The following is a 21,861-nucleotide window of genomic DNA, read 5'->3' on the forward strand; positions in this document are numbered from 1 at the left end:
CCATGACCGCACCTTTGAACACCTCGCGCACCCCGCCGTACAAGCTGGCGGGCCTGGTGCTGACGCTGCTGACGATCGTCGCCGTGGTGCTGGTGTACTTCCAGTTCCGCGGTGACTTCTTGCCCCGCGAACAGTTGACAATGATGTCGGCGCGATCCGGTCTGTCGATGGACCCCGGCGCCAAGGTCACCTACAACGGGGTTGAAATCGGTCGGGTCGCCACGGTTGACGCGGTGGACGTCGGAGGCGAGCCCAGGGCCAAGATCGTCTTGGACGTCGACCCCAAGTACATCAAGCTGATTCCGAAAAACGTGGACGCGGACATCAGCGCCACCACTGTGTTCGGCAACAAGTACATCTCGTTCACGTCGCCGAAAGACCCGTCGTCGCAACGGATCACGTCGTCTGACGTGATCGACGTGACCCACGTGACCACCGAGTTCAACACGTTGTTCGAAACGGTCGTTTCACTGTCCTCACAGGTCGATCCCATCAAGCTGAACCAGACGCTGGCGGCCACCGCCGAGGCGCTGGACGGTTTGGGTGACCGGTTCGGCCAGTCGATCAACAACGGCAACGCGATCCTCGACGACATCAATCCGCAGATGCCGCAGATCCGTCGGGACAATCAGCTGCTGGCCGACCTCGGTGAGGTCTACTCCGAAGCGTCACCGGATCTGTTCGACGGGCTGCAGAATGCCGTCACCACGGCGCGCACGCTCAACCAGGAGCAGGGCACCATCGACCAGGCGTTGATGGCGGCCGTGGGGTTCGGCAACACCGGCGCCGACGTCTTCGAGCGCGGCGGTCCGTACCTGGTGCGCGGCGCTGAGGATCTGATTCGCCCGTCCGAGATCCTCGACGAGTACAGCCCTGCGCTGTTCTGCACCGTCCGGAATTTCCACGATGTCGAGCCCAGGGTCGCGGCGTCACTAGGCGGCAACGGCTACTCGCTGCGGACGTTGTCTGGGATCCAGGGGTTGGGCGCCGGCAACCCCTATGTGTATCCGGACAACCTGCCACGCGTGAACGCCAGGGGCGGCCCCGAGGGGAAGCCCGGTTGCTGGCAACCAATCACGCGTGACCTCTGGCCGGCGCCGCATCTCGTGATGGACACGGGTGCGTCGATTGCGCCCTACAACCATTTCGAGCTGGGCCAGCCGATCCTGATCGAGTACGTCTGGGGTCGCCAGGTGGGGGAGAACACGATCAATCCATGAAAATCACCGGTACAGCCATCAAGCTCGGCGCCTTCTCCCTGGTGCTGTTGCTGTTCACCGCGATCATCATCGTGGTGTTCGGGCAGATGCGTTTCGACCGCACCACCGGGTACTCGGCGGTGTTCTCCAACGCCAGCGGCCTACGGGCCGGACAGTTCGTCCGCGCGTCCGGTGTGGAGGTCGGCAAGGTCTCCAAAGTCGAGCTCATCAACAACGGCTCCCAGGTCCGGGTCGACTTCGACGTCGACCGTTCGCTGCCGCTGTTCGAGGGCACCACCGCCTCGATCCGGTATCTGAACCTCATCGGCGACCGGTACATGGAGCTCAAGCGTGGCGCGAGCGACGCCCGGCTGGCCGGCGGTGGCACCATTCCGGTGACCCAGACCGAACCCGCCCTCGACCTCGACGCGTTGATCGGCGGCTTCCGCCCGGTGTTCCGGGCGCTGGACCCGGACAAGGTCAACACCATCGCCGAGTCGATCATCACGATCTTCCAGGGCCAGGGCGGCACCATCAATGACATTCTCGACCAGACCGCGTCGCTGACGTCGGCGCTGGCCGACCGCGACCAGGCGATCGGCGAGGTGATCAAGAACCTGAACACGGTGCTCGACACCACGGTCAAGCATCAGCAGCAGTTCGACGAGACGGTGCAGAATTTCCAGACGCTGATCACCGGCCTGAATGACCGGCGCGATCCGATCGCTTCCTCGGTGGCCGACATCAGCGACGCCGCGGGGACCATCGCGGATCTGCTGGCGGACAACCGCCCGCTGCTACAGAGCACGGTCGGCCATCTCGAGACCGTCCAGCAACCGCTGGTGGACCAGCGCGACAAACTCAACGACATCCTCACGAGGCTCCCGAGCGCGTTCAAGATCATCGGCCGGGCCGGCGGGATCTACGGTGACTTCTTCAACTTCTACGCTTGTGACATCTCGATCCGTATGAACGGCCTGCAACCCGGCGGTCCGGTACGCACGGTCAAACTCTTCACCCAGCCGTCGGGTAGGTGCACGCCGCAATGAGAACTCTGGAGGGATCGAACCGCGTCCGTAACGGATTGATGGGCATTCTTGTCCTCATCCTGGTCATCGGCGTCGGACAGAGCTTCGCCAGCGTGCCGATGCTGTTCGCGACGCCCACGTACTACGCGGAGTTCTCGGACACCGGTGGCCTCAACGGCGGCGACAAGGTGCGCATCGCCGGTGTGGACGTCGGCCTGGTGCGCAACTTCGAGATCGTCGGCGACAAAGTCCGGATCGGCTACTCGCTCGACGGGACTCAGATCGGAACAGAAAGCCGGGCGGCCATCCGCACCGACACCATCCTGGGCCGCCGCAACATCGAGATCGAGCCGCGCGGCTCGAAGCCGTTGAAGGCCAACGCAACTCTGCCCTTGGGCCAGACCACGACGCCATACCAGATCTACGACGCGTTCTTCGACGTGACCGAGGCATCGTCGGGCTGGGACACCCAGACCGTGAAGAGGTCGCTGAATGTGCTGTCGGAGACCATCGACCAGACCTATCCGCACCTGAGCGCCGCACTCGACGGCGTGGCGCGGTTCTCCGACACCATCGGCAAACGGGACGACCAGATCAAGCAATTGCTAGCCAATGCGAACCAGATCGCAGGCATCCTCGGCAACCGCGGCGAACAGATCAATAAGCTGCTCGTGAACGCCCAGCAACTGCTGGGCGCGATCAATGAACGCCAGTACGCGGTCAGCATGCTGCTCGAACGCGTCGGCTCATTCTCCGAACAGGTCAAGGGATTCATCGACGACAACCCGAACCTGAACCGGGTGCTCGAACAGCTGCGTGTGGTCAGCGACGTCCTGTCCGAGCGCCGTTTCGACCTGATGGACACCCTCACCACGGTCGCCAGCTTCGTGGCGTCCCTCGGCGAAGCCGTCGCGTCCGGCCCGTACTTCAAGGTCATGCTGGTCAATCTGCTGCCCGGCCAGATCCTGCAGCCGTTCGTCGACGCCGCGTTCAAGAAGCGCGGAATCGATCCCGAGAAGTTCTGGGGCGACGCCGGTCTGCCCGCGTGGCGGTTCCCGGATCCGAACGGGGCCCGCTTCCCGAACGGCGCCCCTGCGCCGGGACCCGCGGTGCTGGAAGGCACACCCGAACATCCAGGCCCTGCGGTGCGCGCGGGAACGCCGTGTTCTTACACGCCACCACCGGACGGGATCCCGACCCCCGGCAATCCGCTGCCGTGTGCGGGCCTGACCGTCGGCCCGTTCGGCAACAACCCGTACGGACCGAACTACGGACCGCCGGATGTGGTCACCTCCGACCCGAACGTGCACGGTCCGCAGCCGTCACCCGGCGTGCCCGCGGCCGCGATCCCAGGCCAGATTTCGCCGGATATGCCCGGTGCTCCTGCCCCGCTCCCGCCGGCTCCGCCCGGGGCACGCACGGTCCCGGTCGGCCCGCAGCCTCCGCTGCCGCCGGACTTCACGCCCGGTATCGCTCCGCTGCCGCCGGCCCTGACCGGACCGCCGCCGCCGCCGGGACCCGGTCCTGACGCGGGTCCCGCGGGCACGCCGCCACTACCGGGCAACCCGCCGTTCCTTCCACCACTTTCACAAGGCCAGTAGGGGGTGTAACCGATGGCAACAATCTTCAACGTACGAAACATGAAGCTGCCGAGGGTATCCCGCGCTGCGGTGATCATCGGCACGCTCGTCGTGATCCTCGCGATCGTGGCCGCTTTCGTCGGGTGGAACCTGTACAAGAAGCTGACCACAAACACCGTCGTCGCCTACTTCCCTGAGACCCTCGCGCTGTACCCCGGCGACAAGATCCAGATCATGGGCGTCAAGGTCGGGACGATCGACTCGATCGAGCCCGCCGCCGACAAGCGGGCGATGAAGGTCACCTTCAACTACGACAACAAGTTCAAGGTGCCCGCCAACGCCACCGCGTCGATCCTGAACCCCAGCCTGGTCGCATCGCGCACCATCCAGTTGTCGCCGCCCTACACCGGCGGACCGGTGATGGAGGACGGCGCGGTCATCGACATCGACCGCACGCAGGTGCCGGTGGAGTACGACGAACTGCGCGACTCGATCAACCGAATCCTGCGCGACCTCGGCCCGACGCCGGAACAGCCCAAGGGCCCGTTTGGCGACATCATCGAATCGGCCGCCGACGGCTTCGCGGGCAAGGGTGAGCAGCTCAACAAGACGCTCAAGGGCCTGTCCGAGGCGCTGTTCACGCTCAACGAGGGTCGCGGCGACTTCTTCGGTGTGGTCAAGAGCCTCGCGCTGTTCGTCAACGCGCTCTACAAAAGCGATCAGCAGTTTGTCGCCCTCAACGACGACCTCGCGACGTTCACCAACGCGTTCACCAACACCGACCGCGAGGTCGCCAACGCCCTGCAGGATCTCAACACCCTGCTGGCGACGACGCGCAGCTTTCTCGACGAGAACGCCGACGTGCTGACCCACGACGTCAACAACCTGGCCGATGTCACGAACGCGATTCTGCAGCCCGACTCGAAGGACGGACTGGAGACCGCACTGCATGTGTTTCCCAATCTGGGTGCCAACCTGATGAACATCGTTTCCCCAGTAACGGGCGGTGTGAACAGTTACGCGGTGATCAACAACTTCGCCAACCCGATCCAGTTCATCTGCAGCTCGATTCAGGCAGGCAGCCGGTTGGGGTATCAGGAGTCGGCCGAGATGTGCGCGCAGTACCTCGCCCCGATCCTGGACGCGATCAAGTTCAACTTCCCGCCGTTCGGCATCAACCAGACCACCACGGCTATGACGCTGCCAAAGCAAGTGGCCTACTCGGAGCCCAGGCTGCAGCCACCCGCAGGTTACAAGGACACGACCGTGCCGGGTATCTGGTCGCGCGACACCTTGTTCTCGCACGGCAATCACGAGCCCGGCTGGGTGACGGCACCCGGTATGCAGGGCATCGACGTGCAGCCGTTCACGAGGAACATGCTGCTGCCGGAGTCACTCGCCGAGTTGATGGGTGGCCCGGACGCTCCCATCCCGCCCGCGCCGCCGACCTTCGGCGGTCCGCATCAGGCCGGTCCGCCCAACGCGTACACCGAGAACACTCCGCTGCCACCGCCGTGGTATCCGCAGCCGGGCCCGGTGCCCGGTCCCGCACCAGGTGTGATCGCGGGTGATCCAGGTAGTGCGGCGGCCACCGGAGCGTTGCCCTTCCCTGGGTCCGGACCGGCTCCCGGCCCCGCGCCGGCGCCCGTGGCGGCACCGGCGCCCGTGGGACCACCGCTACCCGCTGAGGCAGGCTGATGATGACCCGTCGCAGATGGAGTCGAGTCGCGCTACGCAGCGTGGCGCTGGTGGCGATCGCGCTGACGCTGAGTTCATGCGGGGTCTGGCCGTGGCGCGGCATATCCAACGTCGAGCTGCCGGGCGGTCCCGGCACCGGTTCGGACCGGATGACGATCTACGTCCAGATGCCGGATACGTTGGCGCTCAACGTCAACAGCCGGGTCCGGGTGGCCGACGTGTTCGTCGGCCGGGTGCGCGCCATCGAGCTGAAGAACTGGGTGGCGACGCTGACCCTGGACATGGAGCCCAACCTCGGGCTGCCGTCCAACGCGTTGGCCAGGATCGGCCAAACCAGCCTGCTGGGCAGCCAGCACGTCGAACTGGAGCCGCCACCGGATCCGTCGGGCGAACCGCTGCGGACCGGCGACACGATTCCGCTAAAGAACAGCACGGCGTTCCCGAGCACCGAGCGGGTACTGGCGAGCATCGCCACGATCCTGCGCGGCGGCGGTGTGTCGAACCTCGAGACGATCCAGACCGAGATCTTCAACGTGCTGAATGGCCGGGCCGACCAGATCCGCGACTTCCTCACCAAGCTCGACACGTTCACGGACGAGCTGAACAAGCAGACCCAGGACATCACCCGCGCTATCGACTCGACCAACCGGCTCTTGTCGATCGTGGCCGAGCGCAACGACACGCTGGACCAGGTGCTGACCGAATTCCCGCCGCTGATCAAGCATTTCGCGGACACCCGCGATCTGTTCGCCGATGCGGTCGAGGCGTTGGGCCGGGTCAGCCTCGCCGCGGACAACGCGCTGTCGCCCGCGAGCGACAACCTGCACACCAACCTGCAGAACCTGCAGCGGCCGCTGAAGCAATTGGGTCGGGCGTCGCCTTACGTCATCGGCGCACTGAAACTGATGCTGACCGCACCGTTCTCGATCGAGAACGTGCCGAAGGTAATTCGCGGTGACTACCTCAATGCGTCGCTCATGGTGGACCTCACGCTGTCGGCGCTTGACAACACCGTCTTGACGGGCACAGGGGTCTCGGGCATGCTGCGCGCACTCGAGCAATCCTGGGGCCGTGATCCAGCGACGATGATCCCAGATGTTCGGTTCACGCCGAACCCGCACAACGCGCCGGGCGGCCCACTGGTCGAGAGGGGTGAGTGAGCAGTGCTGACAAGGTTCATCAAGATCCAGCTGGTGCTGTTCACCATCCTGACGATCATCGCCGTCGTCGTCCTGGGCTGGTACTACCTGCGGATACCGAGCCTGGTGGGCATCGGGCAGTACGAGCTGAAGGCCGAATTGCCGCGCTCCGGCGGCCTGTACGCGACGGCCAACGTCACGTACCGCGGCACCCAGATCGGCAAGGTCACCAGCGTGGTGCCGACTGAGTCGGGAGCGCTGGCGACGATTAGCATCGACGACCGGTACAAGATCCCGGCGGACGCCTCGGCGAACGTGCACTCGGTGTCGGCGATCGGTGAGCAGTACCTCGACCTCGTGTCGACGGGCAATCCGGGTCAGTACCTCAACCCCGGCACGACCATCACCGAGAGCACCGTGCCGAGTGAGGTGGGTCCCGCACTGGACGCGGCCAACAACGGTCTTGCGGTGCTGCCGAAAGAGAAGATCGACGCGCTGCTCACCGAAACGTCAAATGCGGTAGGCGGTTTGGGGCCTGCACTGCAACGGCTGGTCGAGTCGACCACCAATGTGGCGCAGGGCTTCAAGGACAACCTGCCTCAGGTCAACGACATCATCAATAACGCGGCGCCGATTTTGGACAGCCAGGTGCAGTCCGGCGACAACATCGCGGCGTGGTCGCGCAACCTCAACGTCATCGCCTCGCAAACGGCCGAGCAGGACGCCGCGTTGCGCAGTGGCATCCAGGACGCCGCCCCGACACTCGATCAGGTCAACACGGTGTTCAGCGATGTGCGCGACTCGCTGCCGCAGACTTTGGCCAACCTGGCGGTCATCATCGACATGCTCAAACGCTACAACAAGGGTCTGGAGCAGTCTCTAGTCGTTCTGCCGCAGGGTGCTTCTGTTGCCCAATCCGGCACGATCTTCGAGGGCCTCGGCCAGTTGCCGTTGGCGCTGTCGATCAACCAGCCGCCGCCATGCCTCACCGGCTTCCTGCCGGCGTCGGAGTGGCGTTCGCCGGCGGACACTAGCATGGCGCCGCTGCCTAAGGGGACCTACTGCAAGATCCCGAAGGACTACCAGGGCAACGTCGTCCGAGGCGCACGTAACTACCCGTGCGTCGACGTGCCTGGTAAGCGCGCGGCCACGCCGATGGAGTGCCGCAGCCCCGAACCGTACGTTCCGCTCGGCACCAATCCGTGGTACGGCGATCCGAACCAGATCCTGTCCTGCCCGGCGCCGGGTGCCCGTTGCGATCAGGGCGTCAATCCGGGCCGGGGCGTCGTTCCGGCGCCGTCGGTCAATAATGGAGTGAATCCGGCGTCCGCCGATGTACTCCCGCCTCCGCAGGCGACGGCGCCGATCAGTGATCCGCTCAGCCCTCCTGGCCAGGGCAGCGTCACGTGCAGTGGACAGCAGCCCAACCCGTGCATCTACACTCCGGCACCAGGGCCCCCGGGCTCCACGGCCGTCTACAACCCGGCCAGCGGCCAGGTCGTGGGACCTGACGGTGTCAGGTACAACGTCACAAATTCGAGTAACCCAGGAGACGACGGATGGAAGGAGATGCTGGCACCAGCCGGCTGAACCCCACCGATGCTGATGAGGCGCTCGACGAGTCGTTAGCAGTAGACCCCCAATCGCCAGAGCCCGATACCGAAGAAACCACCGATGATCGCCGCGGGTCGCGGCTTGGACGCGGCTGGGTCGCCGCAATCTGTGCCGGACTGTTGATGCTCGCCGGAGCCGGCGCGGTGGCGGGCTATCTGCTGCTGAAGGCCGACCAGCAGAGCGAGAGGGCCGCGCGCGACGAAGCGGCGGCGTTGCAGGCGGCCCGCGATTGTGTGGCCGCCACGCACGCCCCCGATGTGACGGCGATGAGCGAGGCGCAGTCGAAGATCATCGAGTGTTCGACGGGTGACTTCGGCGCGCAGGCCAGCCTGTACAGCGGCGTGCTGGTCGACGCTTACCAGGCCGCCAACGTGACGGTGCAGGTTTCCGACATGCGCGCCGCCGTCGAACGGCACAACGACGACGGGTCGTTCGAGGTCTTGGTCGCGGTGCGGGTGAAGGTGACCAACTCCGAGGTCGCCGATCAGGAGCAGGGCTACCGGCTGCGGCTGCAGATGGCGCCTGACGGGGGCACCTACAAAATCGCCCAGCTGGACCAGGTCACCTCGTGACAGCTGTACTGGACAGCGTGGACTCGTTAGACATCGAAGAGGTGTCCGGCCCGTCGCTGGCGTCGTGGCCGGCGCGGGCGGGGGCGTTCGCCATCGACGTCCTGCTCGGCGTCGCGGTGATCGCGACCATGGCGGTGTCGGCGTGGAGCGCACCGTGGCTGGGCTGGCTGTGGTGGGTGTTCGTGGGCGCGGCGGCGTGCGTGATCGTGGCGATGGCCGTCAACCGGCTGCTGCTGCCCACGATCACCGGCTGGAGCCTGGGCCGCGCAGTGTTCGGTATCGCGGTGCGAACCCGAGACGGTGCCGCACCCGGCGTGGTGCGGCTAGTTGGCCGGGAATTGGTGCACCTGCTCGACACCGCGGCACTGTTCCTCGGCTGGTTGTGGCCGCTGTGGGACGGCAGAAACCGTACGTTCGCCGATCTGCTGTTGCGCACCGAGGTGCACATCGTCGACCAGCCTGTCGAACGCCCGCAACGCGATACACGGCGGCCGGCCGCGGTGGCGCTGATCGTCGCGACGGTGCTGAGCGTGGCGGCGGTCGGTCTCGGGTATCTGGTGGTGTACCGGCCGGAGCGGGCGGTCGACGTCGCTCGCCAGCAGATCGCCGAGCAGGGACCCAGGATCGTCGAACAGTTGCTCAGCTACAACAGTGAGTCACTGCAACAAGACTTTTCGCACGCACAGTCGCTGGCGACGGACGGATATCGCGACCAGTTGATCGCGCAACAGCAGATCGTGCAGCAGGCTGGTGCGACGTCCAACGAGTACTGGGCCGTCAGCAGCGCGGTCCTGTCGGCGACCGCGAACAAGGCTTCTATGTTGGTCGCGCTGCAGGGGCAGCGTGGCACCGACCCGAAAGACTTGAAGTTCATCACCGCGACGTTGCGGGTGGAGTTCGAGAAGTCAGCCGACGGCCAGTGGAAGGTCGCCAACCTCATCGTGCTGAAAAAGCCCCAGATGAATGTGCCGGGCCAGTGAGTCCGCGTCGCAAAATCGCGGCCGACGAGCCCGACTTCTTCGAGGTGAAACCTGACCCACCGCGACGGTGGGGTCTGCCGCTGATCGCCGCTCTCGCATCGGTGTTGATCGCGGCGGCCCTCACGGCGGGCTCCTTGATGCTCGTCAGCCACCGAACCGACGTCCGCAGCAATGCCAACACCGCTGCGGTGCTGGATTACGTGCAGGCTTTCATGACGGCCTACACGACGTTGGACCCGTTCAACGCCAACGCGTACACCGACCGGATTCTCGCGCAGGGCACCGGAGAGTTCGCGACCATGTTCTCCGAGAAGCAGAACGAGATCCTGATCCAGGTCGCGCAGGCCGAGCCCACGACGGGCTCGGTGGTCGCCGCGGGCGTCCAGCGGTGGAACGACAACGGGAGCGCCGACGTCCTGGTCGCGACGAAGATCACGTCCAAGTCGCCGGACGGTAAGTCGACGATCGAAAGTGGAAACCGTTGGGTCGCAACCGCAATCAAGGAAGGACAACAGTGGAAGATCAGCCAGCTGATCCAGGTGATCTGACCACCGAAGCGGAAGCACCCGCGACGTCGGCGCCATCGCGCCGACGCCGGTTCTCGCTGCGCCGCCGCCCGAAAACCGCTGAGCCGGAGACGGTTACCGAGCCCGACGCTGAGTCCATCGAGCCGGTCGAGTCTGTCGAGACGGACGAGGCGCCGCGCACACCCGTCGGCAAGAAGCGGCGCGCCCCCAAGGCGGAAGAACCGGCAGAGGACGTCGCGCTTGTCGATCCGCCGAAATCCGTGGACCCCGCCGAACCCGAGGCCGACCCGTCCGAAGCCGAAGACGAACCGATCGACGAACCCGAGGACGACCGGGTCCTGGTGCCGCACCAGGCCGCGGGCAAGCGACTACTCGTTGCCGCCGCCGCCGCGGCAGTCCTGTTCGTCGGCGCCGCCGCATTCGCCGGCGCCGCGGTGCAGCCCTATCTCGCCGAACGTGCGACGGTCGACACGAAGATCGATGTGGCCCGCACGGCGGCAAGCGCGATCTCCACGCTGTGGAGCTATACACCCGAAAACATGGAAGCGCTGCCGGACCGCGCGGAGGTCTTCCTCGGCGGAGATTTCGCCAACGAGTACCGCAAGTACATCGACGCAATCGTCGCGCCCAACAAGCAGGCTCAGGTCACCAACACCACCCAGGTGATGGGCGCGGCGGTGGAATCGCTGTCCGCCGACGAAGCCACCGCGATCGTCTACACCAACTCCGTGGCCACCAGTCCGGTGACGAAGAACATTCCGTCGCTGCGGTATCTGTCCTATCGGTTGACGATGGAGCGCGATCACGCGAAGTGGCTGATCACCAAGATGTCGACCGTGACGTCCTTCGATCTCACGCCGCAGTTGTAGGACGGGCCATCGCAGACCGTGGTCGTCGAATCACCGGTATCCGACCGCTTGACGCACGTCGCGCTGCTGCTGTTGACCTTCGCGACGGGACTCGTCGACGCGGTCAGTGTGCTGGAACTCGGCCATGTGTTCGTCGCGAACATGACGGGCAACGTTATCTTCCTCGGCCTCTGGCTTGCCCCGCATACCGTCGTGGACGTAACTGCCGCGTTGGTGGCGCTCGTCTGCTTCGTGCTCGGTGCGGTGTTCGGTGGCCGGTTGGCCCGGCGCCTCGATCGCGAGGCGCATCGCTGGCTCGCGATCACGCTTTCACTGGAAGTCGTCCTGCTCCTGACTCTGTCGATCCTCGCGGGCACCGGGGTCCTCGATTACCACAATCACACCAAGCTGCTCCTGATCGCGGGGCTGGCGATTGCGTTCGGGATCCAGAACTCCACCGCTCGCCAGTTCGGGATTCAGGAACTGTCCACCACCGTCCTGACGACAACGATCTCGGGTCTCGGCTTCGACAGTCGGCTGGCCGGCGGCTCGGGTGACCGCGAAAAGCTGCGCTACGGAGTGATTTTCACTATTCTTGCCGGCGCGACCTTGGGTGCCACGTTGACGCGGTTCGCGGTCGCGCCGGTGATCACGCTCGCGGCTGCCGTGGTGGCGACCAGCGCGTCCATCTTCTGGTTCGGGCCCCGTCGCCGTCCGGGTGCACGTGAATAGCGCTCCGCGCGGCGGAGTCCTGATACTCCCCGGTGGCAAGCCGCAGAGCGACGAGGCCTCGAGCGCATTGCAGCTCGCCAATCTGCGGATGGACTGGCTGGCGTTGGAGCTTCGGCTCAGGTTCGGGGCGGGCGTGCGGGTCAACCGTGTGCGGTACCGGTTGCGGGGGTGGAACGGCTCCCGGCGGGACCCCGTACGCGATGCCAGGGATGTCCTCGACCGCATGCTCACCGACGTCGAGCCACGCCGAATCGTGCTCGTCGGTCATTCGATGGGCGGCCGGGTCGCCGCGCACCTGAGCGCCGACTCCGATATCGGCGGCGTGGTGGCGCTGGCACCGTGGTGGCCGCGCGACGACGGCGATCTGGTACCCGTCACCTGTCGGCTCCTCGTCGTGCACGGCACCGCCGATACCCGGACCGATCCCCGCGCGTCGCAGGACCAAGTTCAGCGGGCCAGGGACCGCGGTGTGGACGCGGAGTGGGTGGGCATCCCAGGCGCCGGTCACAATCTACTCAGCCATTGGAGTCGGTGGCACCGACTGACCGCGCAGTTTGTCGCACAGCAAATTTCCTAGCGTTCGCAAATATCCGCGAAAACGGGTGTTTAACGGCGCTGACCGGAGGAAACTCCCGTTTGCGGGAGGTGGCCACGTGATTCGAACAGCGGGTGTGGTGAGTGCTTTGGTGGGGGCTGCGGTGCTGTTGGCGCCGTCGGCGGCCGCGGATCAGGGCGAGTACCTGGACAAGCTGCAACACAAGTACAAGTTCCTGACGCCGCAGCAGCTGCTGGCCGAGGGAGACAGGGTGTGCGCCGCCGAACAGGCCGGCCTGCTGTCACCCGCCAAGACCCAGATGGTGATGAACGACCTGGTGATCTCAACCGGTGCCGCGCTGGACATCGTCGCCGCCGCGGAATGGGACCTTTGTTGAGCTGATGGCATGAGCGCCGGGAGTGACTAGTCTCGGCGTATGCCAACAGCACTCGTCACCGGCGCTTCCCGGGGCATCGGCAAGGGAATCGTCGAGCATCTGGCCGCACGCGGCTGGGATGTCATCGCCGGGGTTCGCAGTCAGCAGGACGCGGATTCGGTGACCAAGCTCGACCCGCAACGAGTGTCCTCGGTGATCCTCGACGTCACCTCCGCGACCGATATCGCCGCGCTGGAGCAATCGCTGCCCGAACAGTTGGACGCCGTCGTCAACAACGCCGGAATCGCGGTCGGCGGAGCGATGGAGACCCTCAGCCCTGACGAGTGGCGTAAGCAGCTGGAAATCAACGTTATCGGTGCACTCGCCGTCACGCAGGCGGCGCTGCCCCGGCTGCGTAAGTCCCGCGGCCGCATCGTCTTCATCTCGAGCGTGAACGGACGGCTGTCCATGCCTCTGGTCGGGGCGTACGCGGCGAGCAAGTTCGCACTCGAGGCCGCCGCCGACGCGCTACGAATGGAGCTGACTCCCTGGAAGATTCGCGTCGTCGTCGTAGAACCCGCGCAGACCGACACGGACATGTGGCGTACCGCGGACACGATGGTGGAGGATCTGGAGGCCGGCCTGAGCCCGGAGCACCGCGGCCTCTACGCCAAACACATCGCGGGCTTCAAGAAGATGATCCCGGTATCGCAGAAGATCGCCGTTCCCACCGAAAAGGTCTCCGCGGTCGTCGAGGAGGCGCTCACCGCCAAGCGGCCGCGCGCCCGCTACATCGTCGGACTTGGACCCAAGGCGCAGGTGGCGTTGATGAGCGTGATGCCGACGAAGATGCGCGACATCGCTCTGCGGAAGGTCTCCGGCCAACCGTAGGATGCCGACCTTCGTCAAACGCAACCTCGCCGCGCCAAAGGGCTTCTTCGCGTGCGAAGCCGCGGGGCTGCAATGGCTTTCGGCTGCTGACGGCGGCGTGCCGTGCGCGGAAGTCGTCGACTTCGACGACGAATCACTCACGCTGGGACGGCTCGACTCCGTGCGCCCCGACCCCGGTGCCGCGCACGAGTTCGGCCGGCGATTGGCATGCACGCACGATGCGGGCGCGGCGAAGTTCGGCAGCGGTCCCTCCGGTTGGACAGGACCAGGATTCTTCGGGCCGCTGCAGCATCCGCTGCCCATGTCGCTGACCGGACATGACAGCTGGGGGATGTTCTACGCGCGAGAACGGTTGGCGCCGATGGCGGCACGCGCCGCAAAGCGATTGAGCGCATCGGTGCGTCAGGACATCGACGCGGTGATCACGCACTGTGCAGACGGACGGTTCGACGACGACGGTCCGCCCGCCCGCCTGCACGGTGATCTGTGGAGCGGCAACGTGATGTGGACAACCGCCGGCGTCACTTTGATCGATCCCGCGGCCCATGGCGGGCATCGCGAGACCGATCTCGCGATGCTGGCACTGTTCGGTTGTCCGCACTTCGAGGCGGTCGTCGAAGGCTACGAGTCGCGGCACCTCTTGTCCGAGGGCTGGCGCGGGCGGGTCCGTCTGCACCAGCTGTATCCGCTGCTGGCCCACGTCGTGCTGTTCGGCGGCAGCTATGCCGACCAGACCGGACAGGCGGCACGCAGCGCCCTGGATGCAGCCAGCTAGACGGTATGAGGGCTGACTCGAGGCCGAAGGCCTCGGGCTGCAATCGGACGTGGGTTGCCGGTATCGAGTGAACACTCGCACTGGTAGAGCCACAGTTGCAGATCAGGAGGCCTCCGGTGAGTTTCAACGGTACGAGTGTCGGGTTGGATGTGCATGCGCTTTCGGTGGTTGCCCATGCCGTCGACGAAGAATCTGGTCGAATCGAGCGGGCGCGATTGTGTCCCGATCATGGCGAGATTTTGGAGTGGCTGCACCGGTTGCGAGGTCCGTTGCGGGTCGCCTATGAGGCTGGACCGACGGGCTTTGGATTGGCCCGAGCGTTGGCTGATGCTCAGATCGACTGCGTAGTCGCCGCGCCGTCGAAGTTGATCCGTCCGGCTGGGGATCGGGTCAAGACCGATGCCCGCGACGCCGCGCATCTGACCCGGTTGCTGCGGTTGGGTGAGATCACCGCGGTCACCGTTCCCGAGGCCGATGTAGAGGCCGTTCGCGATCTGGTGCGGGCGCGTGAAGACGCCCGTGCGGATTTGATGCGGGTGCGGCATAGGTTGTCGAAACTGCTGCTGCGCCATGGCCGTATCTACTGCGACGGCAAAGCCTGGACGGGGGTGCACGAGATCTGGCTACGCCGCCAACGCTTCGCCGACGGCCATACCGCAGCTGCTTTCGATCACCACTTCGACGCGGTCCTGTCCGCGACCGCGGCCCGCGACCGCCTCGATGAGCAGATCGTGGGGGTCGCGGCGTCACCGCGGTGGGCCGACACGGTCGACCGGTTGGGGTGTCTGCGGGGAATCTCGGCGTTGACTGGGTTGGCGCTGTCGGTCGAGATCGGGGATTGGACCCGGTTCAGCGGATCCTCGATAGGCGCCTATGTCGGCTTGGTCCCCACTGAGTACTCTTCGGGAGCATCGCGGGTGCAGGGCTCGATCACCAAGGCCGGCAACGCCCACGTGCGGCGGCTGCTGATCGAGGCGGCCTGGCACCACCGGGCGCCCTACCGCAATCCCGGGCCGACGATGCGAGCCCGCTGGGCCAAGGTCGATCCCACCCTCAAGGCACGTGGGCACGCCGGGAACCGGCGGTTGCATCAGCAGTGGTGCCGGTTCAACGAACGCAAGAAACCCCACGTCGTGGCCAATGTCGCAGTCGCGCGGGAGCTCGCTGGTTGGTGCTGGTCACTGGCCACGCTGACCTGAAAACAAGCTTGATCGGAAGCCAGCCGGTCGGCGCCGAGGTAGGCGAACAAGACCTGCGTTTCAGCTATGAGCAACAACGAGATTCACTGAATCTCGTTGTGACGCCCGTCCCTAGGAAGCAGCCACCGTTCGCGCCGAACCATCGTCTTGCGGTACCCAACCCGCGTATATCAGTCTGACCCCACCGTCGTTGATCAACGACCGCCGCAGACCGCGCTGACACCGATCAAACGAAAGCCGCCTCGACACCAAATCGGGGCGGCTTTCACCTGCCTATTGACAAACCACGCCTACATATCAGTTGAACGCCAGCCAACTCGGCAGCGCCCGCTCCCTGGAGTCGCACAACACCTGCCGGGTATCGCAATTGCCGTCCGGCACACCGGCACCAGACCACATGCCACCGGTGTCGCGGCGCAGCACGATCGCCGACGAGCCGCCGCCGTCCAGCAGCACCGCCGTATCGCTACCGAGTCCGCGGAACAGATCCTGCATCTGGTCCGGTGTGTAGCTGCCGCCCTGGAAGACGTACATCTCGTCCTTGCTTCGCGAGTACGCGAGCGCGGTGCGCGCCGCGCTCGGGCCGCCGTCGTTGAGCTGCCCCATGTCACCGGGCGCCAGCAACCCGATGCCCGCAACGGCGACGAATCGGACGTTCTTGTCGATGAGGTCTTTGATGACCGGCGTCGCGGCGTCGTAGTCGCCGGGGCTCTTCGGCGGCACGACGTAGGGCGCACCCGAGACGGGAAGAATCATGGTGGACAACGCTTTCCAATTTTCGTTGCCGCCCGAGAGGCCCTGTTTGCCTGCGTATGCCAGGGTTCCGGTGACCGCCGCGTTGGCGCGTCCCTGCCCGCGGGTGTTGTCGACGTAGGCGCCCAGCGGTGAACTGCATCCGGTCGACTTCCACGAGCCGCCCTGCTGCCCGCGGACGTCGAAGAAGTTGGCGTTGATCGCGATGGTCGGCTGACCCAGCGCCTGCCAAGCCTGCAGCGGCGAAAAGACCTCGGATGCCTGCCACAGTCCCTCGCCGGTGCGGGCCCGCGGATCGCGCTCGCAGCGGCCCTGATACCCGCTGTGGGAATCGACGAGTAGTCGCGGGGCGAGCCGTTGGGACGCCGACTTGATGATCATCAGGTGGCCGCCGCTGCTCATCTCGTACCAGTTGCCGCCCGCGTTGAGCATCGGGGCTGGGTGGCCGCTACCGAAGTTGTAGACGAGATACGAGCCGCGGGTGTTGGCGATCGCGCCAGCGAGAAGGTCGCGGCCACTGGCGGCGTGTGCGTTCGGGGCGGCCGTCGTCGACAGCGCAGCGCACAACATCAGCGCCGCGGCTGATACCGCGAAGCGCCGAAGAAGGGTGACTGGAATCGACAAAGGAGTCCCTCCCGGAGACATACCGACGAAACAACACTAACCTCGTCAGCAACACTGTCAACTTTCGTCACAAGTGCGTCACAATAGGGTTTCGCCGCGGCAATCGTGTTGTCGGCTACCGGTCGCGGATCCGCAGGCATTAGTTCCTGGAGAACCGGGTAATCGCACCGAATGCCAACTGTGTCGCGAACGTTTTCCGTCAGTTCTCCGCCCGACCAGGTCATCGACTACCTCAAGGACTTCAGCAACGCCGTGGAGTGGGATCCGGGTACACAGCAATGCACTCGCGTTGACACCGGGCCCATCGGTGAAGGCGCGTCGTGGCACAACGTCTCGAAGATCATGGGTAGGACGACAGAGTTGGACTACACCCTCGAGACGCTGAGCGACAGCAATCTCGTGTTCGTCGGCAAGAACAAGTCGGCGACGTCCACCGAGAAGATCTATGTCGATGCGACGGACACGGGTTCGGTGATCACCTACCGCAACGAACTTGAAATGCACGGGCCGCTAGCACTTTTCACCCCGATTCTGAAGCTGTACTTCGAAAAGCTGGCCAATGACACAGAGAAGCAGCTGATGTCGGTGCTCAACCGATTGACGGTGAAGGAGTAGAAAATGATCGCAACAATTCTCAGCGCGCTCGTGGTCGGCATCCTCGTGGGAGCGCTTGCACGGCTCATCATGCCGGGCAAGCAGAACATCGGCGTCATCATGACGATCCTGCTTGGCGCTCTCGGGGCGTTCCTCGGCTCCTGGCTGACCCATGCGGTCGGGTTCGCCGATTCGACATCGGTGTGGCAACCGATCCCGTTCCTTGTGGGCGTCGTCGTCGCGATCGTGTTGATCGCGATCTATGTCGGCCTCACCGGCCGCAAGAACACGACCGTCCGCTAGCGCGGCGGGGCCAGGCGGTAGATGGCATCGGCATAGTCGTCGGTGATGTACACCGCGCCGTCGGGCCCCGTCACCGCGGCGACCGGGCGGCCCCACCGCGAGCCGTCGTCTGATTGGAAGCCGCCGACCAGCGTCTGCTGATTGCCCAAGTCGCCGTTCTGCCAAGCGAAAAACGACACCTCGGGCTCGCGCGGCGGCTCGCGATTCCACGATCCGTGCACACCGATGAGTGCCCCGCTGGCGTACGGCGCGGGTAGCACACCCTCGGTGAAGCTCATGCCCAGAGGCGCCGCGTGCGAGCCCAGGCTCTGCTCGATCGCAGGCAGGGCTTCACAATCCATCCGACTGCCGTCGGCGTTGGTCTCCACATCGCGGATCAACGACAGATTCGCCGGTCCGCCGTCGGGATTGCAGTAGGGCCAACCCAATTCGCGCCCTTCAGTTACCCGGGCGAGGGATTCCGGTGGGTGCTCGTCGACGTATTCGGGATCAGGCTCGCCGGTCTGCGGGTTCGCGACGTTGTCTCGATTATTCACCGCGGTCCACAGTGAACCGTCGGGTGCGAAGGCCAGACCGGTTCCGTTGCGGACGCCGGTCGCAAAGGGTTCTGCCGGCCCGCCGCCGGGTGGAATTCGCATGATCGTCGCGCGCGGGGGGTCGGCGTCGCGATCATCGGCGGTGATGTTGCCCCTCGACCCGATCGAGAAGTAGACGGCGCCGTCCCGGCCGACGACGACACTCTTGAGTGCGTGATGGTAGGCGCCGCGGAGGTCCGGGCTATCCGCGTCGGGCAGGCCGTCGGCCAGCGTCCGCGGATTGATCGCCCGACCGCCGGTGTAGTCGTAGACGTCGATCTGGTCACTTTCCGCGACGTACAAACTATTTCCCGCGAAGAACAACCCGTGCGGCTGGTCGAGCCCGTCGAGTAGTACCTCCGGCGTCGGCGCCGCATCGGTCGGTTGGAGCCGCATGACCTCACCGGTGCTGGGGACGGATATCAGCAGAGCGCCGTCGGGTGTCCACGCCGCCAGCCGGGGCTTGGGCATGCGGGCCCACACCGACATCGTCCACCCCGCCGGTATGAGCGCTTGCCGGGGCTCGTCGAACGGTGCCTGCGCCAGGTCCGGATCCACCCGGACCGCCACCGGCGTCAGCCCCGCGGCTGGTTCGCCGGTCGGGGCGATCGAGGCCGGTGCGGGCGTGTCCGGTGTCGGGGCGGGCGCAGTGGAACACGCGGTGAGCAGCGCCACGCTGACGATGCAGAGGACAGTGTGAGGTCCAATTCGGTTATGCCGCAGCCAAACCCGCATGCATCTCCCAGACCAGGATCTCGGCGGGCTCGGTGGCCGTGACCCGCTGGCCGCCGGAGGCGGTGAAGCGCACGGCGTCGCCGTCGTGCAGGGGACCTGCGCCCTCGAGGGTCACCTCACCGCGGGGTACGAACAGATGCAGATACGGCGCGGACGGCAGTTCCACGCTCTCGCCGGCCTGCAGTCGCGCACCGTGCAGCGCCGCGTACTTGTTGCGGATCGCGATCGCGGCCTGGTCGCTGTGCTCGGGCATGCCGGAGGCGATGGTCACCAGCCCGCCGCGCAACAGTTCATCGTCGATCTCGAGCTGCTGGTATCCGGGATCGAGACCCGACTCGTCGGGAACCACCCACATCTGTACGAAATGCACAGGCTCACTGTGGGATTGCTCGCCCGTCAGCGTCCACGAGTCGTTCTTCTCCGAATGCAGGATGCCGCGACCCGCCGACATGCGTTGTGCGAGGCCGGGATAGATCACGCCCGAGTGACCGGTCGAGTCCTGGTGTACGAGCGATCCCCGCAGCACCCAGGTGACGATCTCCATGTCCCGGTGCGGGTGGGTATCAAACCCGGTTCCCGGCTTCACGATGTCGTCGTTGTTGACCAGCAGCAGACCGTGATGAGTGTTCTCGGGTTCGTAATGGCTGCCGAACGAGAACGAGTGTTTGGAGTCGAGCCAGGCGATCTTGGTTTTTGCGCGGTCGTCGGCGCGACGGATGTCTATCGTCGGGGCGGTCATAGCGATCCTCTTTCGCGTCGGGGCCCAGCCTAGGTGCGGCCACTGGACACGACAACATGGATGATGTGTCATGTATTCCGTGTGGCTGACCGAGGAACAACAGGAGATCTGGCGCGACTACCTGGCGATGTCGAGCCGGCTGCAGACCGCGATGCACCGCCAGCTCCAGCTGGACTGCGAGCTGTCGCTTTCGGACTACGACGTACTGGTCGCCCTATTCGAGCGCGGACCGTTGCGGATCAACGAACTCGGCGACGCGCTCGCCTGGGAACAGAGTCGGCTGTCGCACCAGCTACGCAGGATGCGTGGCCGCGGTCTCGTGGCGCGTCAGGGCAGCGACGATGATCGCCGCGGTGCGACCGTCGACCTCACGGACGCCGGTCGCGCCGCGCTGGAAGTGGCGGCACCGGGCCACGTCGAGCTGGTACGCCGCGCGATGTTCGACGGAATGTCCGACGCGCGGCTGCGGGCGTTCGGAGCGGTGGTCAGGGCGGTGGCAGAGCGACTGGCTACCAGTCCGCCTCATCGAACGTGATGACGCCGCGGATGTTGTTGCCGTCAACCATGTCCTGGTAGCCCTGGTTGATGTCTTCGAGGCGGTAGGTCCTGGTGATCATGTCGTCGATGTTGAGCAGGCCCGACTTGTAGAGCCCGGTCAGCTTCGGCGTTTCGACGTGCGAGCTGCCGCCGCCGAAGATGTTGCCCTTCAACGTCTTCTGCAACATGGTGAACAGGAACATGTTGAGCTTGACGTCGGCGTCCATCATCGAGCCCATACCGGTGAGCACGCAGGTGCCGGTCTTGGCGGTCAGGATCATCGCCTCTTCGATGTACTCGCCCTTCATGTCGCCGACGGCGATGATCGTCTTGTCGGCCATCAGTCCGTGCGTCACGTCGATCATCGGTGCGATGGCCTCGGCCATCGACGGGTAGACGTGCGTGGCGCCGAACTTGATCGCCTGCTCACGCTTCCACTCGTTCGGATCGATCGCGATGACGTTGCGGGCACCCGAGATCACCGCACCCTGAAGTGCACTCATGCCGATGCCTCCGACGCCGATGATGGCGACGGTCTCGCCGGGCTGGACCTCGGCGACGTTGGTGGCCGACCCGAAGCCCGTCGGCACCGCGCACCCCATGATCGCGGCGGTCTCGAAGGGGATGTCCTTGTCGATCTTGACGACGGAGTCCTTGTGCACCGTCATGTACGGGGCGAAGGTGCCGAGCAGGTTCATCGGCGAGACCTCGGTGGTGCCGGCATGCACGCGCGATGTGCCGTCGGCGATCGCCTTGCCGCCGAGGAGTACGGCGCCGCGGTCGCACAGTGACCGGAAGCCCTTGAGGCACGGCGGACATTCACCGCAGGCGGGGATGAACGCGAGGATGACGTGGTCGCCCTCCTCGATGCCTTTGACGTTGCGGCCGACCTTGGTGACGACGCCCGCGCCCTCGTGACCGCCGAGTGCGGGCAGAGCGATCGGGGTGGCGCCGGTGGTCAGGTGGTAGTCGGAGTGGCACATGCCCGCGGCGTGGACGCGGATCTGCACCTCGTCGTCGACGGGGTCGCCGATCTCGATCTCATCGATGCGGAACGGCGTGTTCAGCTCCCATAGGAGAGCGCCCTTGGTCTTCATGACCCTTGAGGATAGAACACGTTATAGATTGAGCGACAATCGTAGCTGTGAACTGCGGGTTTCCACCCTACTCTTCGTCGTCGAGTGGCCAGTTGCCGGACGACTTCGCGGCGAAAACGTCGAATAACCGGCCATTCGCGCCTGTGGATAACTTCGCCATGGCACCCGCCCGGTGTCAGTCGACGCCGAGACGGTGTGCCTATGGGGGATA

The 21,861-nt window shown here is 65.4% G+C and carries 23 protein-coding genes; 19 read left to right on the forward strand and 4 right to left on the reverse strand.

Annotated features, from left to right (window positions below):
• Positions 1 to 2: 2 nt before the first annotated feature.
• The 16 genes from ACIA48_RS03145 to ACIA48_RS03220 all read left to right on the forward strand — a co-directional run bounded on the left by ACIA48_RS03145 (position 3) and on the right by ACIA48_RS03220 (position 15,693).
• Positions 3 to 1,220, forward strand: a complete 1,218-nt coding sequence (locus ACIA48_RS03145; protein ID WP_396727513.1) for an MCE family protein — start codon at positions 3 to 5, stop codon at positions 1,218 to 1,220.
• A complete protein-coding gene (locus tag ACIA48_RS03150; RefSeq protein ID WP_396727515.1) occupies positions 1,217 to 2,248 on the forward strand; it encodes a virulence factor Mce family protein in 1,032 nt (343 codons plus the stop codon). The genes ACIA48_RS03145 and ACIA48_RS03150 overlap by 4 nt, the downstream gene beginning before the upstream one ends.
• Positions 2,245 to 3,828: a virulence factor Mce family protein gene (locus ACIA48_RS03155; RefSeq protein ID WP_396727517.1), complete on the forward strand. Its 1,584-nt coding sequence runs from the start codon at positions 2,245 to 2,247 to the stop codon at positions 3,826 to 3,828. The genes ACIA48_RS03150 and ACIA48_RS03155 overlap by 4 nt, the downstream gene beginning before the upstream one ends.
• A 12-nt stretch (positions 3,829 to 3,840) precedes the next feature.
• Entirely contained in the window at positions 3,841 to 5,505 is a 1,665-nt protein-coding gene (locus ACIA48_RS03160; protein WP_396727519.1) for a virulence factor Mce family protein, read from the forward strand.
• Positions 5,505 to 6,665, forward strand: a complete 1,161-nt coding sequence (locus ACIA48_RS03165; protein ID WP_396727521.1) for a virulence factor Mce family protein — start codon at positions 5,505 to 5,507, stop codon at positions 6,663 to 6,665. The genes ACIA48_RS03160 and ACIA48_RS03165 overlap by 1 nt, the downstream gene beginning before the upstream one ends.
• A 3-nt stretch (positions 6,666 to 6,668) precedes the next feature.
• Positions 6,669 to 8,234 carry an MCE family protein gene (locus ACIA48_RS03170; protein ID WP_396727523.1) on the forward strand — a complete coding sequence of 522 codons (1,566 nt, stop codon included), beginning with the start codon at positions 6,669 to 6,671 and terminating at the stop codon, positions 8,232 to 8,234.
• Positions 8,204 to 8,830 carry a hypothetical protein gene (locus tag ACIA48_RS03175; RefSeq protein ID WP_396727525.1) on the forward strand — a complete coding sequence of 209 codons (627 nt, stop codon included), beginning with the start codon at positions 8,204 to 8,206 and terminating at the stop codon, positions 8,828 to 8,830. Before ACIA48_RS03170 ends, ACIA48_RS03175 begins: the two co-directional genes overlap by 31 nt.
• Positions 8,827 to 9,810 (forward strand): RDD family protein, encoded by a 984-nt coding sequence (locus ACIA48_RS03180; RefSeq protein WP_396727527.1) that lies wholly within the window; start codon positions 8,827 to 8,829, stop codon positions 9,808 to 9,810. The genes ACIA48_RS03175 and ACIA48_RS03180 overlap by 4 nt, the downstream gene beginning before the upstream one ends.
• On the forward strand, positions 9,807 to 10,358 hold the full coding sequence (locus tag ACIA48_RS03185; protein ID WP_396727529.1) for a mammalian cell entry protein: 552 nt from the start codon (positions 9,807 to 9,809) through the stop codon (positions 10,356 to 10,358). Before ACIA48_RS03180 ends, ACIA48_RS03185 begins: the two co-directional genes overlap by 4 nt.
• A complete protein-coding gene (locus tag ACIA48_RS03190; protein ID WP_396727531.1) occupies positions 10,325 to 11,206 on the forward strand; it encodes a mammalian cell entry protein in 882 nt (293 codons plus the stop codon). The genes ACIA48_RS03185 and ACIA48_RS03190 overlap by 34 nt, the downstream gene beginning before the upstream one ends.
• An 18-nt stretch (positions 11,207 to 11,224) precedes the next feature.
• Positions 11,225 to 11,917, forward strand: coding sequence for a YoaK family protein (locus ACIA48_RS03195; RefSeq protein WP_396727533.1), 693 nt, complete (start codon positions 11,225 to 11,227; stop codon positions 11,915 to 11,917).
• Positions 11,910 to 12,494, forward strand: a complete 585-nt coding sequence (locus ACIA48_RS03200) for an alpha/beta hydrolase family protein (protein ID WP_396727535.1) — start codon at positions 11,910 to 11,912, stop codon at positions 12,492 to 12,494. The genes ACIA48_RS03195 and ACIA48_RS03200 overlap by 8 nt, the downstream gene beginning before the upstream one ends.
• A 76-nt stretch (positions 12,495 to 12,570) precedes the next feature.
• Positions 12,571 to 12,849, forward strand: coding sequence for a hypothetical protein (locus ACIA48_RS03205; RefSeq protein ID WP_396727537.1), 279 nt, complete (start codon positions 12,571 to 12,573; stop codon positions 12,847 to 12,849).
• Positions 12,850 to 12,888: 39 nt separating this feature from the next.
• Positions 12,889 to 13,719, forward strand: coding sequence for an SDR family NAD(P)-dependent oxidoreductase (locus ACIA48_RS03210; RefSeq protein WP_396727539.1), 831 nt, complete (start codon positions 12,889 to 12,891; stop codon positions 13,717 to 13,719).
• Position 13,720: 1 nt separating this feature from the next.
• On the forward strand, positions 13,721 to 14,494 hold the full coding sequence (locus ACIA48_RS03215; protein WP_396727541.1) for a fructosamine kinase family protein: 774 nt from the start codon (positions 13,721 to 13,723) through the stop codon (positions 14,492 to 14,494).
• Positions 14,495 to 14,610: 116 nt separating this feature from the next.
• Positions 14,611 to 15,693 (forward strand): IS110 family transposase, encoded by a 1,083-nt coding sequence (locus tag ACIA48_RS03220; protein WP_396727543.1) that lies wholly within the window; start codon positions 14,611 to 14,613, stop codon positions 15,691 to 15,693.
• A 297-nt stretch (positions 15,694 to 15,990) separates the two neighbouring features.
• On the opposite strand, the gene ACIA48_RS03225 is transcribed toward ACIA48_RS03220, so the two are convergent.
• Entirely contained in the window at positions 15,991 to 17,016 is a 1,026-nt protein-coding gene (locus tag ACIA48_RS03225; protein WP_396728477.1) for a phosphodiester glycosidase family protein, read from the reverse strand.
• 225 nt (positions 17,017 to 17,241) lie between these two features.
• Here ACIA48_RS03225 and ACIA48_RS03230 point away from each other — a divergent pair, with 225 nt between their 5' ends.
• Together ACIA48_RS03230 and ACIA48_RS03235 are read left to right on the forward strand one after the other, a co-directional pair.
• On the forward strand, positions 17,242 to 17,685 hold the full coding sequence (locus ACIA48_RS03230) for an SRPBCC family protein (RefSeq protein WP_396727545.1): 444 nt from the start codon (positions 17,242 to 17,244) through the stop codon (positions 17,683 to 17,685).
• A 3-nt stretch (positions 17,686 to 17,688) separates the two neighbouring features.
• Positions 17,689 to 17,967 carry a GlsB/YeaQ/YmgE family stress response membrane protein gene (locus ACIA48_RS03235; RefSeq protein WP_396727547.1) on the forward strand — a complete coding sequence of 93 codons (279 nt, stop codon included), beginning with the start codon at positions 17,689 to 17,691 and terminating at the stop codon, positions 17,965 to 17,967.
• Here the strand turns inward: ACIA48_RS03235 and ACIA48_RS03240 are convergent.
• Both ACIA48_RS03240 and ACIA48_RS03245 read right to left on the reverse strand, forming a co-directional pair.
• On the reverse strand, positions 17,964 to 19,277 hold the full coding sequence (locus ACIA48_RS03240) for a PQQ-dependent sugar dehydrogenase (protein ID WP_396727549.1): 1,314 nt from the start codon (positions 19,275 to 19,277) through the stop codon (positions 17,964 to 17,966). The genes ACIA48_RS03235 and ACIA48_RS03240 overlap by 4 nt on opposite strands.
• On the reverse strand, positions 19,255 to 20,016 hold the full coding sequence (locus ACIA48_RS03245; RefSeq protein ID WP_396727550.1) for a pirin family protein: 762 nt from the start codon (positions 20,014 to 20,016) through the stop codon (positions 19,255 to 19,257). Before ACIA48_RS03245 ends, ACIA48_RS03240 begins: the two co-directional genes overlap by 23 nt.
• Before the next feature lie 70 nt (positions 20,017 to 20,086).
• Here ACIA48_RS03245 and ACIA48_RS03250 point away from each other — a divergent pair, with 70 nt between their 5' ends.
• A complete protein-coding gene (locus ACIA48_RS03250) occupies positions 20,087 to 20,551 on the forward strand; it encodes a MarR family winged helix-turn-helix transcriptional regulator (RefSeq protein ID WP_396727552.1) in 465 nt (154 codons plus the stop codon).
• Here ACIA48_RS03250 and ACIA48_RS03255 read toward each other — a convergent pair.
• Complete coding sequence (locus ACIA48_RS03255; protein ID WP_396727554.1) at positions 20,526 to 21,650, reverse strand: NDMA-dependent alcohol dehydrogenase; 1,125 nt, start codon at positions 21,648 to 21,650, stop codon at positions 20,526 to 20,528. The genes ACIA48_RS03250 and ACIA48_RS03255 overlap by 26 nt on opposite strands.
• Positions 21,651 to 21,861 lie beyond the last annotated feature (211 nt).

This window comes from Mycobacterium sp. NPDC051804, from assembly GCF_044452905.1.
Classification (GTDB): Bacteria; Actinomycetota; Actinomycetes; order Mycobacteriales; family Mycobacteriaceae; genus Mycobacterium.